Source organism: Arthrobacter sp. MDT1-48-3 (assembly GCF_054511015.1).
Genome location: NZ_JBTNDL010000001.1, coordinates 137,228 through 152,236, shown reverse-complemented (window position 1 = coordinate 152,236; position 15,009 = coordinate 137,228). Strand labels below are relative to the sequence as shown.

The window sequence follows — 15,009 nt, the reverse complement described above, 5'->3', positions numbered from 1 at the left end:
CGCCCTCCCGCCGCGGTTCAGGACGCCACCGCGACGGCGAAGTGGTGCTCGATCACGGAGCGGATGTCGTCGTGGCAGCCGCCGCAGCCCGTCCCGGCCCGCGTGCCCGCGGACACCTCCGGGACGGAGGAGCAGCCGCCCGCGACGAACTCCTGCACGGTGCCGCGGGTGACGCCCGCGCACCGGCAGAGGGTCGCGTCCGGTCCGGGAGGCAGTGCCGCGAGCACCCCTTCGGCACTGTCCAGGCTGAGCAGGCTCGACCGGTCGGCGGGTAGTTCGCTCCGGCGCTCGAAGAGCAGGACCAGTTCGGCGCCGGTCCGCGGCATGCCCACGCAGACGAGGCCCGTCAGGACGCCGTCGCGCGTGACCATCTTCGCGTAGCGGCCGTGCCCGGGGTCCGCCCAGACCGCGACGGCGAGACCGGGCGCGACGGTCCACGGATCGGCGTCGGTCTCCCCGGCGGTGACGGCGTCCACGCCGCGTGCCTTGAGGACCAGCACGGCGTCGCGCCGCTCGGGAGGTCCGGCGGCGGCGACGGGAAGGCCCGCGAGCTCCGCTGCGAAAGCGAGCCCGAGCTGGTCCGCCTGCTGCCAGCCGGGACCGATGAGGCCCGGGGGAGCGGTGGCCCCGGTGCAGGCCGCGCAGGTGCTGACCCCGCAGCAGACCTCGGCGCAGTCGCCGATCGCCCAGACGCCGCCGGTGCCGAGGGCCCGCAGGTCGTGGTCCACGAGGATGCCGTCCGCGGTCGCCAGGTCGCACCCGTCGGCGAGCTCGGTGCGCGGCCGCACTCCGCAGGCGAGCACGAGGGCACCTCCCTCCACCCGGGCCCCGCCCTCGAGGGCGAGCGCGGAGAAGCGACCGTCGGTGAGGCGGATGCCTGTCGACGTCCCGGCGACCACGGTGATGCCCGCCCTGGTCAGTGCCGCTGCCAGGACCCGGGCGCCCTCCCCGAGGAGCCGTTCCATGGGGGAGCGTCCGGAGTGCACGAGCGTGACCCGGCCGCCCTCCTCCGCCGCGGCGAGGGCCGCCTCGATGCCGAGGATGCCGCCACCGAGCACCACGATGCGCTGCTGTGCGGCCAGGGCGGCGGTGACCGCGCGGGCGTCGTCGAGGTCCCGGAGGAAGCCGACGCCCGGCGGGAGCCTATCGGCGTCGTCGAGGCCGGCGAGCCGCGGGAGGACGGGGCGGGAGCCGGTGGCGAGCACGAGGCGGTCGTATCCGAGGGCCTGTCCGTCGGCGAGCAGGACCCGCCGATAGGGCCTGTCCACCCGGACCACGCGCGTTCCGAGCCGTACGTCGACGCCTCCGGCCGACAGCTTCTCCGCGTCGGCGAGCCGGATCGCGGTTTCCCGGACGCGGCCGACGCCCACGTCCGCGACGAGCACCCGGTTGTAGGCGGCGTCGTCCTCCTGCCCGACGACGGTCAGGGCCACGCGGCCGGCGGCGACGAGTGGTTCGAGGTGCTCGACGAGACGAGCCGCAACGGGCCCGAAACCCACCACGACGATCCGCTCCGGTGTGCTCGCGTCCGTGGTCGCGTCCGTGCTCGCGTCGGTGCTCATGCGATGGCCTCCAGCCGGTCGGTGCCTGCGGGACGGAAGGACGGTGACAGGGGCGAGACCCGCACGGGCGTCGTCTTGAACTCGGGCATCCCCGAGACCGGATCCGTGGTGCTGCCCGTGAGCAGGTTCGCGCTGCCCGCCTCCGCGTAGTGGAAGGCGAGGAAGACGGTGTCCTGGCGGATGTCCGGTGTGAGGTCCGCCAGCGCACGGGCCTCGCCGGAGGCGCTCGTGACGACGACGGGGTCGCCCTGGGCGACGCCGAGGTCCCTCGCCGTGGCGGGGTGGAGCTGGAGGCGCGCCGCCGGCTGCGCCGCGAGGAGTTCCGCGACGCGCCGGGTCTGTGTTCCTGACTGGTAGTGCTCGAGGAGGCGGCCCGTGGCCAGGAGCAAGGGGGCCGGAGCGCGCGCACCGGCCGTATCGGGGCGTGGCGCGACGGGGACCAGCAGGGCGCGTCCGGCCGGGTGGGCGAAGGCGTCGAGGAACAGGCGGGGGGTCCCGGTGCTGCCGGCGGGGTAGGGCCAGTAGGCCGGCTCCTCGCCGTCGAGCACGGTGTAGTCGAGCCCGGAGTAGTCCGCGATCCCGCCGGCGCTCGCGCGGGCGAGCTCGTCGAACATGGTCTCCGGGTCCTCGCTGAACAGGGACGGAGCCGCCAGCAGCCGGGCGAGCTCCTGCAGGATCCACAGTTCGCTCCGGGCCCCGGGGGGCGGCGGGACGGCGGCGCGCCGGCGCAGCACCCGGCCCTCCAGGTTGGTGACGGTGCCCTCCTCCTCGGCCCACTGCAGCACCGGCAGCACGATGTCGGCCATGGCCGCGGTCTCCGACAGGAAGAAGTCCGAGACGACCAGGAGGTCGAGCGAGCGGAGCCCGGCGATCACCGTCGACGCGTCCGGGGCCGACACCGCGATGTTGGCACCATGGACGAACAGGCACCGGGTACCGCCCGGGGCACCGAGGGAGGCGAGGAGTTCGACGGCGGGGAGCCCGGGGCCGGGGATCGCCGCCTCGGGCACCCCCCACACGGCGGCGACGTGTGCGCGCGCCACGGGATCGGTGATCTTCCGGTAGCCGGGCAACTGGTCCGCCTTCTGCCCGTGCTCCCGCCCGCCCTGCCCGTTGCCCTGGCCGGTGAGCGTCCCGTACCCGCTGTGCGCGGTCCCGGGCAGGCCGAGGAGGAGGGCGAGGTTGATGGCGGCGGTGGTGGTGTCGGTGCCGTCCGCGTGCTGCTCGATGCCGCGCCCGGTGAGGATGTAGGCGCCGGGGCCCCCGGCCGCTCCGCTGCGGGCTCCCTGCGCCAGGAGTCTCGCCGTCGCCCGGATGGCGGCCGCGGGGACTCCCGTGATGCCCGAGACGCGCTCCGGCCACCAGCGTGCGAGGCCGCGTGCGAGGTCGTCGTGCCCGCTCGTGCGGGCCGCGAGGTAGCGGACGTCCTCGAGGCCCTCCGCGACCACGACATGCGCGAGACCGAGCAGGAGCACGAGGTCAGTGCCCGGTGTGGGCTGCAGATGGATGCCCCTGCCCTGGTCCGTGAGCCGCGCCGTCGCCGAACGGCGGGGGTCGACGACGACCAGCCCGCCCGCGGACTGCGCACCCCGCAGGTGCTGGACGAACGGGGGCATGGTGTCGGCCGCGTTCGAGCCGAGGAGCAGGACCACGGAGGCGTCGTCGAGGTCCGCGAGCGGGAAGGGCAGGCCGCGGTCGACGCCGAAGGCCCGGTTCCCGGCCGCTGCCGCAGAGGACATGCAGAAGCGGCCGTTGTAGTCGATGCGGGAGGTGCGCAGCGCGAGCCGGGCGAACTTGCCGAGCGTGTAGGCCTTCTCGTTGGTGAGCCCGCCGCCCCCGAACACCGCCACGGCGTCCCGGCCGTGCTGCGCCTGGATGCGGTGGACCCGATCGCTGATCAGCTGCAGGACGTCGTCCCACGCCGCTTCCTGCAGGTCGCCGTCCCCGTTCCGGACCAGGGGCGCGGTGAGGCGGTCCGGGTGCCGGAGCAGTTCGGCTGCGGACCAGCCCTTCCGGCACAGGCCGCCGCGGTTGGTGGGGAAGACGCGTCCGGTGACTGTCACGCCGTCGTCCCCGGCTGCCGGCGTCACGGTCATGGCGCACTGGAGGGCGCAGTAGGGGCAGTGCGTGGCGTGCCCGGCGCCGGCCTGCTGCAGCATCGGTCAGACCGTGCCGAGCGGCGAGGAGCGGCGGAGGTAGCAGAACCAGGTGACCGCGAGCATCAGGACGTACCCACCGACGAAACCGTAGAACGCGCCGTCATAGCTGCCGGAGGCGCCCTTCGAGGCGTTGAGCACCTGGGGGATGAGGAAACCGCCGTAGGCGCCGACGGCCGAGATGAGTCCGAGCGCCGCTGCCGACTTGCGGGCCGTGCTGACCGATTCCCGCAACTCCCCCGATCCGGCTGCGGCTCCCCGCCGGGCGAAGATCACGGGGATCATGCGGTAGGTGGCGCCGTTCCCGGCCCCGGCAGCGGCGAACAGGACGAGGAACAGTCCGAGGAAGAGCCAGAAGTTGGCCAGGGGCAGGGTCCAGACGACGGTCAGGGCGATCGTGGCCAGGACGGCGAAGGCGCACACCGTGATGAGGGCCCCGCCGAACCGGTCGGCCAGGCGTCCGCCGAAGGGCCGGGCGAGGGAGCCGACCAGGGGGCCGAGGAAGGCCAGGCCCAGCGTGACCGGGCCCATGGAGATCTGCGAGAAGGCGGGGAAGGTATCGGCGATCAGCTTCGGGAAGACACCGGCGAAGCCGATGAAGGAGCCGAAGGTGCCGATGTACAGCAGGGCCATGATCCACAGGTGCGGTTCGCGGACCGCTGCCAGGGACCCCGCGAAGTCGCTCTTGGCGCTCGACAGGTTGTCCATGTACTTCCAGGCGCCGAAGGCGGCGACCAGGATCAGTGGCACCCAGATCCAACCCGCGAGCGGCAGGTTCAGGGTCGCGGCGGCACCGAGCACGACGGCGATGGGCACCACGAGCTGCGCGACGGCGGCACCTAGGTTGCCGCCCGCGGCATTCAGGCCGAGCGCCCAGCCCTTCTCGCGCGCCGGATAGAAGAAGGTGATGTTCGCCATCGAGCTGGCGAAGTTGCCACCGCCGAAGCCGGCGAGCGCCGCGACGGCGAGCATCACCCCGAACGGGGTCTCCGGGTTCGAGACGCAGAGCGCCAGTCCGATGCTCGGGATCAGCAGGAGGAGGGCCGAGATGATCGTCCAGTTCCTCCCACCGAACCTCGGCACCATGAAGGTGTAGGGGATGCGGAGCGTCGCACCGACGAGGGACGGCATGGAGATCAGCCAGAAGATCTGCGACGTCGTGAACGTGAAGCCCGCGGCGGGGAGATAGACGACGACGATGGACCACAGCTGCCAGACCACGAAGCCGAGGAACTCGCAGGCGATGGACCACTGCAGGTTGCGCCGGGCGATGGACTTGCCGACACCGTTCCACTGGGCCGTGTCCTCGGCGTCCCAGTTGTCGATCCAGCGGCCGGGGCGGTGGTGCAGCTGCGCCGCGCTCGCGGGGAGGGCTGCGGTCAGGGTGGGCGTTGGTGCGTCGTCGATGCTCACGGGGTCCTCCAGGGGCTGGTGTTCCTGCTTTCCCCCGACGCTAGTGAGCGCGCGTTTCCGGTCCTGGCATGCCGCGTAAACGCCCCGTGACGTTCACCTATCCACGCCCCGGCGGGGATGTGAGACCGTGCCCCGGCGGGATCCCTCGTCGACGGCGACGGCCGGCACCTCACCCGCCGCGCCGGTGAGTGCCGTGATAAGCCTCTCCACGCGGACGAGGCCCATGAAGCAGCCCGCGTCGTCCGGCACCCGCCGGGCGAGTCGGTGGGCGATCCCCGGATCGAGCTCGACCCAGAGCCGGCCCGGCCGGCCCAGGAGGTAGCCCTGGACGAGGGGGACCCCGAGCGCGGCGGGGACGTCGAGTTCCTCGATCCGCTCGACCCCCTCGGTGATGATCCACGCGTCGGGCCTCCCCGCGAAGGCGCCCTGCATTGTCGCCCAGTGCGCGCTACACGCGGACGGTCAGCGGAGGTCGGCGGCGAAAGGCGCCCGCGGCGACCGGCAGACGTCGTCGTACAGCTCGTTGACGGACTGGGCGATCATGTCCCGGTCGAGGTCGTCGAGCTGCATCAGACCGTGGAGATAGGCGGTGACCTCGTACTCGTCCACCCAGCCACCCATGCTCAGGTAGTGGACCCAGACCTCGCCGATCGACGGGCCCGCCCTCCGGATGGCATCGAGGGCGAGCGCGGGCTGGTCCTCCTCGGGAGTTCTGTCCGTCAATGTGCCTCCTCCGGCGGTTCCCGCGGCGCTTCCTCCCAGCCTAGGAAACCCGCCGGAGGATGTCAGCCGGCACTTCCGCCTTGCACGACCCGAGGCGCCGTGCGCGGGCATTGCGGGATCCACCGGAACGCGGGAGTCTGGGTCGGTGGGGTCGGTGGGGTCGTCGCGGTTCCCGGAAAGGCAATGGCATGAGGATCCTCGTCACCGGTTCCACGGACGGGCTCGGCCTCGCCGCCGCGGAGGCATTGCTGGCGGACGGGCACGACGTCGTCGCCCACGCCCGCACCCCCGAACGCGCGGCCGGTCTCGTGCGGCGCGATCGCGGGGCGCAGGTCGTCGTCGGGGACCTCGAGGACCGCGACGCCGTGGTGCGCATCGCCGACGAACTACGGCCGGCGGTGCCGCTGGACGCCGTGATCCACAATGCGGGTGTCTGGAGCGGGCACGCCGTGATGCCCGTCAACGTGATAGCCCCGTACCTCCTCACCGCACTGCTCGAGGGTCCGCAGCGCCACGTCTACCTCAGCAGCGGCTCGCACTACAGTGGTCGTGCCTCCCTCGCCGGGGTGGACTGGCGGGGACACACGCCGGGCTCGTACGGGGACAGCAAGCTCTTCCTCACGACGTTCGTCGCCGCGCTGGCCCGGCTGCGGCCCGACCTGGTCGCCCACGCGGTCGACCCGGGATGGGTCCCCACCCGCATGGGCGGCCCCGATGCGCCGGACGATCTCGAGCTCGGCCACCGGACGCAGGTGTGGCTCGCGACGAGCGACCACCCCGACGCACTCACGAGCGGCGGCTACTGGTTCCACCGGCAGCAGCGGCGGCCGCACGAGGCTGTCCACGACACGGCCTTCCAGGACCGTCTGATGGCGGCGCTGGCAGCGGAGACCGGCGTGCGGCTACCGGCCATGCCCTGAGCGGGATGCCGTCCTGCCGACCGGAAGGACGTCAGTAGGACGGCGCCGCCGGCAGCCCGTAGTGCTCCTCGAGGGTCTGCGTCCCGGCGGCCTTCATCGCCAGGGCCACGTCCCTGCCGACGTAGCGGAAGTGCCAGGACTCCGCCGAGAAGCCGGTGATCTCGTGGAACCCCAGCGGATAGCGGAGGATCAGCCCGAAGTCCGCGGCATGCTCCGCAGCCCACTGCGCGGCCGGCGTGTCGCGGAAGCACAGCACGAGCGTGCACGCCCCGTCCGCCTGGCCGATGTCGAACGCGAGACCCGTCTGGTGCTCCGAATAACCGGGGCGGGCCGACACCGTGTCCGCCGCTGCAGGATCACCGTACTCGCCCACCCAGTACGTGTACGTCGATTCCTGGTCGGCGAACGAGCGGTAGCCGCTGACCAGGACCAGCCCGACGCCCTCGGCCGCGGCTGCCGCGAACATCCCCTCCACCGCCGTGGCCGTGTCGGGACGCAGGAGCGCCCTGTCGGTGGCGGTCGCCACCTCGGGCAGGCGCAGGTCGGCGGGGACGTAGTCCAGCGGCACCAGGGGACGCCGCTTGTTCACCACCAGGTCGACGGCGCCGGGATCGGCGTGCCGGGCAGCAGCCGCCGGGGTCGGGCCCGGCGCCGCATCCAATGCAGCGGGTGCTGGCTCACGCTGGGCCGGGGCCGGTAGGTCGCCGGGGGAGGGGATCTCGGCGGCAGCGTCCGGTGGCGGCGCCGCCGTGATCGACGTGGGGATCGGCGTGGCGATCGACGTGGGGATCGCCGCCGCCGGCTCCGGAGCGGGGGCCGAGCATGCGGAGAGTGCCAGCAGGAGCACCATCGCCGCGCCCGGCACGAGGCGCACGGTCAGGTCTTCCGCAGGAGCATGCGGCGGATCGAGTGGTCGGCGTCCTTCGTGAGGACGAGTTGCGCCCGTCCGCGTGTCGGCAGCACGTTGGCCAGCAGGTTGGGCTCGTTGATCCGCTCCCAGATGCCCTTGGCGGTCTGCCGTGCCTCCTCGTCCGTCAGGTTCGCGTACCGGTGGAAGTAGGACTCGGGGTCGGCGAACGCCCCGGACCGCAGCGACTGGAAGCGGTCGATGTACCACTGCTCGATATGGGCGGTCTTCGCATCCACGTAGATCGAGAAGTCGAAGAAGTCGCTGAGCGCCAGGCCCGTGATGCCGTCGGGTCGCGGCCGTGCCGGGGCGAGGACGTTGAGGCCCTCCACGATCAGGACGTCCGGCCGCCGCACCACCACTTCCCGGCCCGGGACGATGTCGTAGGTGAGGTGGGAGTACCAGGGTGCGGTCACCTCGGCCGCGCCGCTCTTGACCTCGCTGACGAAGCGGAGCAGCCGGCGGCGGTCGTAGGACTCGGGGAAGCCCTTGCGCTGCATCAGGCCGCGCCGTTCGAGTTCGGCGTTGGGGTAGAGAAAACCGTCCGTGGTGATGAGCTCCACGTCGGGGGTGTCCGGCCAGCGCCGCAGGAGCTCGCGGAGCACCCTCGCCGTCGTCGACTTGCCCACCGCCACGGAACCGGCGACGCCGATCACGAACGGGGTCCTGGTGGTCGTCTCGCCGAGGAACGTGTTCGTGGCCGCGTGCAGTTGACCCGCCGCGGCGATGTAGAGGTTGAGCAGGCGGGAGAGCGGGAGGTAGACCTCGCGCACCTCGTCGAGGTTCAGTGCGTCCCCGAGTCCGCGCAGGCGCTGCACGTCCTCCATGTTGAGCGGACTCTCGATCTCATGGGACAGACGTGACCACATGGGCCGGTCCAGCTCGACGAACGGTGTGAAGGATTCGGCACTGGTGGCCTGCTGCGTACCCGTGCTTCTGTCACTCACCCGACGATTCTGCCCGGTGGCCTGCGCATTAACCAATCCTGCCACCGGTACGATTGGAGGCATGTGTGGAATTGTGGGGTATGTAGGCCGGGACCACGGCCAGGGATCGTCGGCGCTTGACTCAGTCGCCCCGGCGTTCGGGCAGGAATCATCCGAAGCGCAGCACGGCGCGCTCGACGTCGTCATGGAGGGGCTGCGGCGGCTCGAGTACCGCGGGTACGACTCCGCGGGCGTCGCCGTGATCACCCCGGCCGGCATCGAATCGCGCAAGAAGGCCGGCAAGCTCACCAACCTCATCGACGAACTGGCCGCCGACCCGCTGCCGCGCTCGCTGACCGGCATCGGCCACACGCGGTGGGCGACCCACGGCGGACCCACCGACCAGAACGCGCACCCGCACCTGGCCGACGGCGGCCGGCTGGCCCTGATCCACAACGGCATCATCGAGAACTACGCCGAGCTGAAGGCGGAACTGACCGGTGAGGGCCTCACCTTCCTCTCCGACACGGACACCGAGGTCGCGGCAGGGCTCGTGGGCCTCCTGTACCGCAGGCTCGTCGACAGCGGCGCCCAGGGCGACCTCCTCACCCTGGCCCTGCAGCAGGCCTGCCAGCGCCTCGAGGGTGCCTTCACCCTGCTCGCCATCCACCAGGACCAGCCCGGCACCGTCGTCGCCGGCCGCCGCAACTCCCCGCTCGTCGTCGGACTGGGCGACGGCGAGAACTTCCTCGGCTCCGACGTCTCGGGCTTCATCGACTTCACGCGCCGCGCCGTCGAGCTCGGCCAGGACCAGATCGTCACCATCACGCCCGACGACGTCGCGATCACCGACTTCTTCGGCGCGCCCGCCGAGGGCACCGAGTTCCACGTCAGCTGGGACGCCGCGGCGGCGGAGAAGGGCGGCTTCGAGTCCTTCATGGAGAAGGAGATCCACGACCAGCCCGACGCCGTCGGACAGACGCTCCTCGGCCGGTCGGACGTCTCCGGCAACCTCGTGCTCGACGAGCTGCGCATCGACGAGTCCATCCTGCGCTCCGTCGACAAGATCGTGGTGCTGGCGTGCGGTACCTCGGCCTATGCCGGTCAGGTCGCCAAGTACGCGATCGAGCACTGGTGCCGGATCCCGACCGAGGTCGAGCTCTCCCACGAATTCCGCTACCGCGACCCGATCGTGAACGAGAAGACCCTCGTGGTCGCCATCTCGCAGTCCGGCGAGACCATGGACACCCTCATGGCCGTGCGCTACGCCCGGGAGCAGGGCGCCAAGGTCGTGGCGATCTGCAACACCAACGGCTCCACGATCCCGCGCGAATCGGACGCCGTGCTGTACACGCACGCCGGCCCGGAGATCGCCGTCGCCTCCACCAAGGCGTTCCTCGCCCAGATCACCGCGGCGTACCTGCTCGGCCTCTACCTCGCACAGCTGCGCGGCAACAAGTACCGCGACGAGATCGCCGACGTCCTCGCGGACCTCTCGACCATCCCCGCCAAGATCCAGTCCATCCTCGACGATGCCGACAAGATCAAGCAGCTCGGCGCGGACATGTCCAACGCGAAGTCCGTGCTGTTCCTGGGCCGCCACGTGGGCTTCCCTGTGGCCATGGAGGGCGCGCTCAAGCTCAAGGAGCTCGCGTACATCCACGCCGAGGGGTTCGCCGCCGGCGAGCTCAAGCACGGACCGATCGCGCTGATCGAGGAGGGCCAGCCCGTCGTCGTGGTCATGCCGTCGTCGACCGCCCGCGACTCGCTGCATGCCAAGGTGGTCTCCAACGTCCAGGAAATCCGAGCGCGCGGTGCCGTGACGATCGTCATCGCCGAGGAGGGTGACACCTCCGTGGAGGCCTACTCGGAGCACGTCTTCTACGTGCCCGCGTCGCCGACGCTCCTCGCACCGCTGCTCACCACGGTCCCGCTGCAGATCTTCGCGCTCGCCCTCGCCAGCGCCAAGGGCTACGACGTCGACCAGCCGCGCAACCTGGCGAAGTCGGTCACGGTTGAGTAGTGCCGTCCCGGTGCCGCCGCGGACTCCCGAGGCGGCACCCGTCGGGCGTGCGGCGTGATCGTCGGCATCGGGGTCGACGTCGTCGACATCGAACGCTTCCGTCAGCAGCTCGAGCGGACCCCCGCCCTGGTGGAGCGGCTCTTCGTCCCGGCCGAGCGCGGGCTCAACACCCGTTCACTCGCTGCGCGCTTCGCCGCCAAGGAGGCCATCGCCAAGGCCCTCGGTGCACCCGTGGGCATGAACTGGCAGCACTGCACCATCGCGGTCGATGACGCCGGTGCCCCCTCCGTCGTCGTCGAGGCGACGGTAGCGGCCGCGGCACGTGCCCGGGGCGTCGAGACATGGCACCTGTCGATCAGCCACGACGGCGGCCTCGCGACGGCCATGGTGGTGGCGGAGGGCCGCGCCACCTCGGCCGGCGAATAGTAACCGTACTGATTATCTGTCGGCTTACCGCTAAGCTCGATCATATGCTCAACGCCTTTTCCGGGGGTGACGTCCGCGCTGCGGAGGCACCCCTCATCGACGCCGGCCAGGGGGACACCCTCATGCAGCGGGCTGCCCACGGCCTGTTCGGCGTGGTGCTGGGGCTGCTGCGCGACGCCGGTCGCGGCATCTACGGAGCCACAGCCGTCGTGCTCGCCGGCAGTGGCAACAACGGAGCGGACGCCCTGTACGCGGGGGAGCGGCTCCTGCGCCGGGGGGTCGGTGCGACCGCGGTCCTCACCTCCGAGCGCGTGCACGCCGACGCCCTCGACGCCTTCGTCCGGGCCGGCGGTACCACCGTCCGCCTCGACGGCGCCGACGTCTCCGACCTCGCAGCGCACGCCGCAGCGGCCGACGTCGTCATCGACGGCATCCTCGGCACCGGTGCGAGCGGAGGGCTCCGGGGCACGGCCGCGGACCTCGTCCGGGCGATCGACGCGGCGGCCGGGCCCCGCGCGGCCCGCTCCGCGCTCGTCGTCGCCTGCGACCTGCCCAGCGGGATCGGGGTCGACACGGGACTCGTCCAGGGTCCGGTCCTCCCCGCCGACGCGACCGTCACCTTCGGGGCCGCGAAGCCTGGGCTCCTCATCGGCGACGGCGCCGTGGCGGCCGGTCAACTGCACGTCGTCGACATCGGCCTCGACCTCGCCCCGTTCCCGCCTGCGGCACGCACCCTGCTCGACGCCGACGCCGCCGCGCTGCTCCGCGTCCCGGGTGTCCGGGACCACAAGTACTCGCGCGGCGTCCTCGGTGTCGCCGCCGGGTCCATCCGCTACCCGGGGGCAGCCGCACTCGCGGTGGGCGCGGCCCTCGCCACCGGCGTCGGCATGGTGCGCTACCTCGGACCGCCCGCCGTCGCGGCTCTGATCCACCAGCGGAACCCCGAGGCGGTGTCCTCCACCGGCTCCGTCGCGGAGGCCCGCTCCCAGGCCTGGCTGGTGGGTCCCGGAGCCGTCGACGACGACGACCAGCGCACACGCGCCCGCGACGCGATCACCTCGGGACTGCCGGTCGTCGTCGACGCCGGTGCGCTCACCGAGGTACCGGAGCGCGTGGGACCCCAGGTCATCCTGACGCCCCACGCGGGAGAGCTGCGCGAGGTGCTCGCCGCGCGCGGCGTCGAGGCGGAACGATCCGCGATCGAGGCCGAACCCGCACACTTCGCGCTGAGGGCCGCCGAGGCCACGGGCGCCACCGTCCTGCTCAAGGGGTTCACGACGATCGTCGCGGCCCCCTCCGGCGCGCTGTTCGTGCAGGCGGACGCCACCCCCTGGCTCGCCACGGCGGGCTCCGGGGACACGCTCTCCGGGATCGTCGGGGCACTCGCCGCGACGCTCGCGGAGGACGACGGCGCGGCGGAACGCATCGGCGTGGACCCGGTGGACCTGTGGGCCGCCGTCGCCGCAGCCGGCGCGCTGATCCACGGCCGCGCCGGCCGTCGGGCGGCCCACCGTGGGCCGGTGGTGGTCTCGGATCTTCCCGGCGACATCGGAGCGGTCGTCGCGGACCTCCTCGAGGAGCGTCGCCTAGCGATGTGAGCGACACGGTTAACCAGTACGACAGACGAATGCGCTATGCATGAAGCAGGAGATCGGGGTCCGAGGACCCCGACGACCGCGAGTATCGCCGTGGCCGCCCCCGAGGCGCCCACGGCAGAAGACATCAAGGAGAACTCATGGAACTATGGCCCGGCGACGCGTATCCCCTCGGCGCGACCTATGACGGCACGGGAACGAACTTCGCGCTGTACAGCGAGGTGGCGGACCTGGTGGTCCTCTGTCTCTTCGACGACGACGGCACGGAAACCCGCATCGAGCTCAAGGAGGTGGACGGCTACGTCTGGCACGGCTACCTCCCCCAGGTGACTCCCGGACAGAAGTACGGCTACCGGGTCCACGGCCCCAACAACCCGGCCGAGGGTCACCGCTGCAACCCGAACAAACTCCTCCTGGACCCCTACGCCAAGGCGATCGCCGGTGACCTCGACTGGGACCAGGCCCTGTTCGGCTACAACTTCGGTGACGAGCACTCCGTCAACGACGAGGACTCCGCGGCGCACATGATGCTCGGCGTCGTCGTGAACCCGTTCTTCAACTGGGACGGCGACCGCATGCCGCGCACGCCGTATCACCAGTCCGTCATCTACGAGGCCCACGTCAAGGGACTCACGCAGCTGCACCCGGATGTCCCGGAGGAGCAGCGCGGCACCTACGCGGGCATCGCGCACCCCTCCGTGATCGCACACCTGCAGAAGCTCGGGGTCACGGCGATCGAGCTGATGCCCGTGCACCAGTTCGTCAACGACAGCACGCTGCAGGAGAAGGGCCTCTCGAACTACTGGGGCTACAACACCATCGGCTTCTTCGCCCCGCACAACAAGTACACCTCCACCGGTGACCAGGGCGAGCAGGTCCAGGAGTTCAAGGCCATGGTGCGCGAACTCCACCTCGCCGGTATCGAGGTCATCCTCGACGTGGTCTACAACCACACGGCCGAGGGCAACCACATGGGTCCCACGATCTCGATGCGCGGCATCGACAACGCGTCCTACTACCGCCTGGTCGAGGACGACAAGCAGTACTACATGGACACCACCGGCACGGGCAACTCGCTCAACGTCGGCAACCCGCACTCCCTGCAGCTGCTCATGGACTCGCTGCGCTACTGGGTCACGGAGATGCACGTCGACGGCTTCCGCTTCGACCTCGCCTCGGCCCTCGCCCGCGAGTTCTACGAGGTGGACCGCCTCTCGGCCTTCTTCGAACTCGTGCAGCAGGATCCGATCGTCTCGCAGGTCAAGCTCATCGCCGAGCCCTGGGACGTCGGTCCCGGCGGCTACCAGGTGGGCAACTTCCCGCCGCAGTGGACGGAGTGGAACGGCAAGTACCGCGACACGGTCCGCGACTTCTGGCGCGGAGAGCCCTCGAGCATCGGCGAGTTCGCCTCGCGCCTCACCGGTTCGGCGGATCTCTACGAGCACTCGATGCGCCGCCCCGTCGCGTCCATCAACTTCGTCACGGCCCATGACGGCTTCACGCTGCGCGACCTCGTGTCCTACAACGAGAAGCACAACGAGGCCAACGGCGAGGACAACAACGACGGCGAGTCGCACAACCGTTCCTGGAACGGCGGCGTCGAGGGACCGACGGACGATCCCGAGGTGCTCGCCATCCGCGTGCGGCAGCAGCGTAACTTCATCGCGACCCTCCTGCTCTCGCAGGGCGTCCCAATGCTGCTCCACGGCGACGAACTGGGCCGTACGCAGGAGGGCAACAACAACACCTACTGCCAGGACTCCGAACTGAGCTGGGTGCACTGGGACAAGATGGACCAGCCGTTGCTCGAATTCACCGCGGCCGTCAACCGCCTGCGGTCCGAGCACCCCACGTTCCGCCGTCGCCGGTTCTTCGACGGGCGCCCCGTGCGCCGCGGCGAGGGCGAGGCGCTGCCGGACATCGTGTGGCTCGACACGTCCGGCGAGCTGATGGCGCCCGAGGACTGGAACAGCGGCTTCGGCCGCTCGATCGGGGTCTTCCTCAACGGCCAGGGCATCCAGGGCCGTGACGCGCGCGGACAGCGGATCGTCGACGCCAACTTCCTGCTGTACTTCAACGCCCATGACGAGGCCGTGGACTTCACGATCCCCTCCGACGAGTACGGGACCTCCTGGGACGAAGTGATCGACACCGCCGGCAAGTACGCGGACAGCGAGGCCATCCCGGCCGGCGCCACGATCTCGATCGAGGCGAAGTCCATGGTGGTCCTGCGGGCGCACACGGAGGTCGAGGACGCTGACCATTCCGTCGCGGCGTCCCTGGCGATCCTCGCCAACGAGGTCACCGCCAAGACCGGCACCCCCTAGCACCACCCCGACAGGTACACCCACCCCCGTC

The 15,009-nt window shown here is 71.3% G+C and carries 12 protein-coding genes; 5 read left to right on the top strand and 7 right to left on the bottom strand.

All coding sequences use genetic code 11. The features are described from left to right. Window positions 1–17 precede the first annotated feature (17 nt). The 5 genes from ACX80L_RS00705 to ACX80L_RS00685 all read right to left on the bottom strand — a co-directional run bounded on the left by ACX80L_RS00705 (window position 18) and on the right by ACX80L_RS00685 (window position 5,854). Entirely contained in the window at window positions 18–1,562 is a 1,545-nt protein-coding gene (locus ACX80L_RS00705; protein WP_459287084.1) for an FAD-dependent oxidoreductase, read from the bottom strand. Then, a complete protein-coding gene (locus ACX80L_RS00700; protein WP_459287082.1) occupies window positions 1,559–3,721 on the bottom strand; it encodes a molybdopterin oxidoreductase family protein in 2,163 nt (720 codons plus the stop codon). The genes ACX80L_RS00705 and ACX80L_RS00700 overlap by 4 nt, the downstream gene beginning before the upstream one ends. Window positions 3,722–3,724: 3 nt before the next feature. Next, on the bottom strand, window positions 3,725–5,125 hold the full coding sequence (locus ACX80L_RS00695) for an MFS transporter (RefSeq protein ID WP_459288057.1): 1,401 nt from the start codon (window positions 5,123–5,125) through the stop codon (window positions 3,725–3,727). 99 nt (window positions 5,126–5,224) lie between these two features. Then, window positions 5,225–5,563 (bottom strand): hypothetical protein, encoded by a 339-nt coding sequence (locus ACX80L_RS00690; protein WP_459287080.1) that lies wholly within the window; start codon window positions 5,561–5,563, stop codon window positions 5,225–5,227. 30 nt (window positions 5,564–5,593) lie between these two features. After that, on the bottom strand, window positions 5,594–5,854 hold the full coding sequence (locus tag ACX80L_RS00685) for a hypothetical protein (protein ID WP_459287078.1): 261 nt from the start codon (window positions 5,852–5,854) through the stop codon (window positions 5,594–5,596). A gap of 188 nt (window positions 5,855–6,042) precedes the next feature. Between ACX80L_RS00685 and ACX80L_RS00680 the strand changes: the two genes are divergently transcribed. Beyond that, complete coding sequence (locus ACX80L_RS00680; protein ID WP_459267153.1) at window positions 6,043–6,774, top strand: SDR family NAD(P)-dependent oxidoreductase; 732 nt, start codon at window positions 6,043–6,045, stop codon at window positions 6,772–6,774. Window positions 6,775–6,805: 31 nt separating this feature from the next. On the opposite strand, the gene ACX80L_RS00675 is transcribed toward ACX80L_RS00680, so the two are convergent. Continuing rightward, window positions 6,806–7,648 (bottom strand): M15 family metallopeptidase, encoded by an 843-nt coding sequence (locus tag ACX80L_RS00675; protein ID WP_459287076.1) that lies wholly within the window; start codon window positions 7,646–7,648, stop codon window positions 6,806–6,808. A 2-nt stretch (window positions 7,649–7,650) separates the two neighbouring features. Continuing rightward, window positions 7,651–8,628, bottom strand: coding sequence for a type I pantothenate kinase (coaA, locus tag ACX80L_RS00670; protein ID WP_459267151.1), 978 nt, complete (start codon window positions 8,626–8,628; stop codon window positions 7,651–7,653). A gap of 61 nt (window positions 8,629–8,689) precedes the next feature. Between coaA and glmS the strand changes: the two genes are divergently transcribed. The 4 genes from glmS to glgX all read left to right on the top strand — a co-directional run bounded on the left by glmS (window position 8,690) and on the right by glgX (window position 14,978). Then, window positions 8,690–10,630 (top strand): glutamine--fructose-6-phosphate transaminase (isomerizing), encoded by a 1,941-nt coding sequence (gene glmS / locus ACX80L_RS00665; RefSeq protein ID WP_133082446.1) that lies wholly within the window; start codon window positions 8,690–8,692, stop codon window positions 10,628–10,630. 54 nt (window positions 10,631–10,684) lie between these two features. Continuing rightward, window positions 10,685–11,056, top strand: coding sequence for a holo-ACP synthase (locus tag ACX80L_RS00660; protein WP_133082447.1), 372 nt, complete (start codon window positions 10,685–10,687; stop codon window positions 11,054–11,056). A gap of 44 nt (window positions 11,057–11,100) precedes the next feature. Continuing rightward, window positions 11,101–12,654 carry a bifunctional ADP-dependent NAD(P)H-hydrate dehydratase/NAD(P)H-hydrate epimerase gene (locus ACX80L_RS00655; protein WP_459287074.1) on the top strand — a complete coding sequence of 518 codons (1,554 nt, stop codon included), beginning with the start codon at window positions 11,101–11,103 and terminating at the stop codon, window positions 12,652–12,654. A gap of 137 nt (window positions 12,655–12,791) precedes the next feature. Then, entirely contained in the window at window positions 12,792–14,978 is a 2,187-nt protein-coding gene (glgX, locus tag ACX80L_RS00650; RefSeq protein ID WP_133082449.1) for a glycogen debranching protein GlgX, read from the top strand. Window positions 14,979–15,009: the final 31 nt, after the last annotated feature.

Coding starts and splice junctions, on each gene's coding strand:
- ACX80L_RS00700 (WP_459287082.1), bottom strand. CDS start 3,721: ATGCTGCAGCAGGCCGGCGCCGGGCACGCCACGCACTGCCCCTACTGC.
- glmS (WP_133082446.1), top strand. CDS start 8,690: ATGTGTGGAATTGTGGGGTATGTAGGCCGGGACCACGGCCAGGGATCG.
- glgX (WP_133082449.1), top strand. CDS start 12,792: ATGGAACTATGGCCCGGCGACGCGTATCCCCTCGGCGCGACCTATGAC.
- ACX80L_RS00705 (WP_459287084.1), bottom strand. CDS start 1,562: ATGAGCACCGACGCGAGCACGGACGCGACCACGGACGCGAGCACACCG.
- ACX80L_RS00680 (WP_459267153.1), top strand. CDS start 6,043: ATGAGGATCCTCGTCACCGGTTCCACGGACGGGCTCGGCCTCGCCGCC.
- ACX80L_RS00690 (WP_459287080.1), bottom strand. CDS start 5,563: ATGCAGGGCGCCTTCGCGGGGAGGCCCGACGCGTGGATCATCACCGAG.
- ACX80L_RS00655 (WP_459287074.1), top strand. CDS start 11,101: ATGCTCAACGCCTTTTCCGGGGGTGACGTCCGCGCTGCGGAGGCACCC.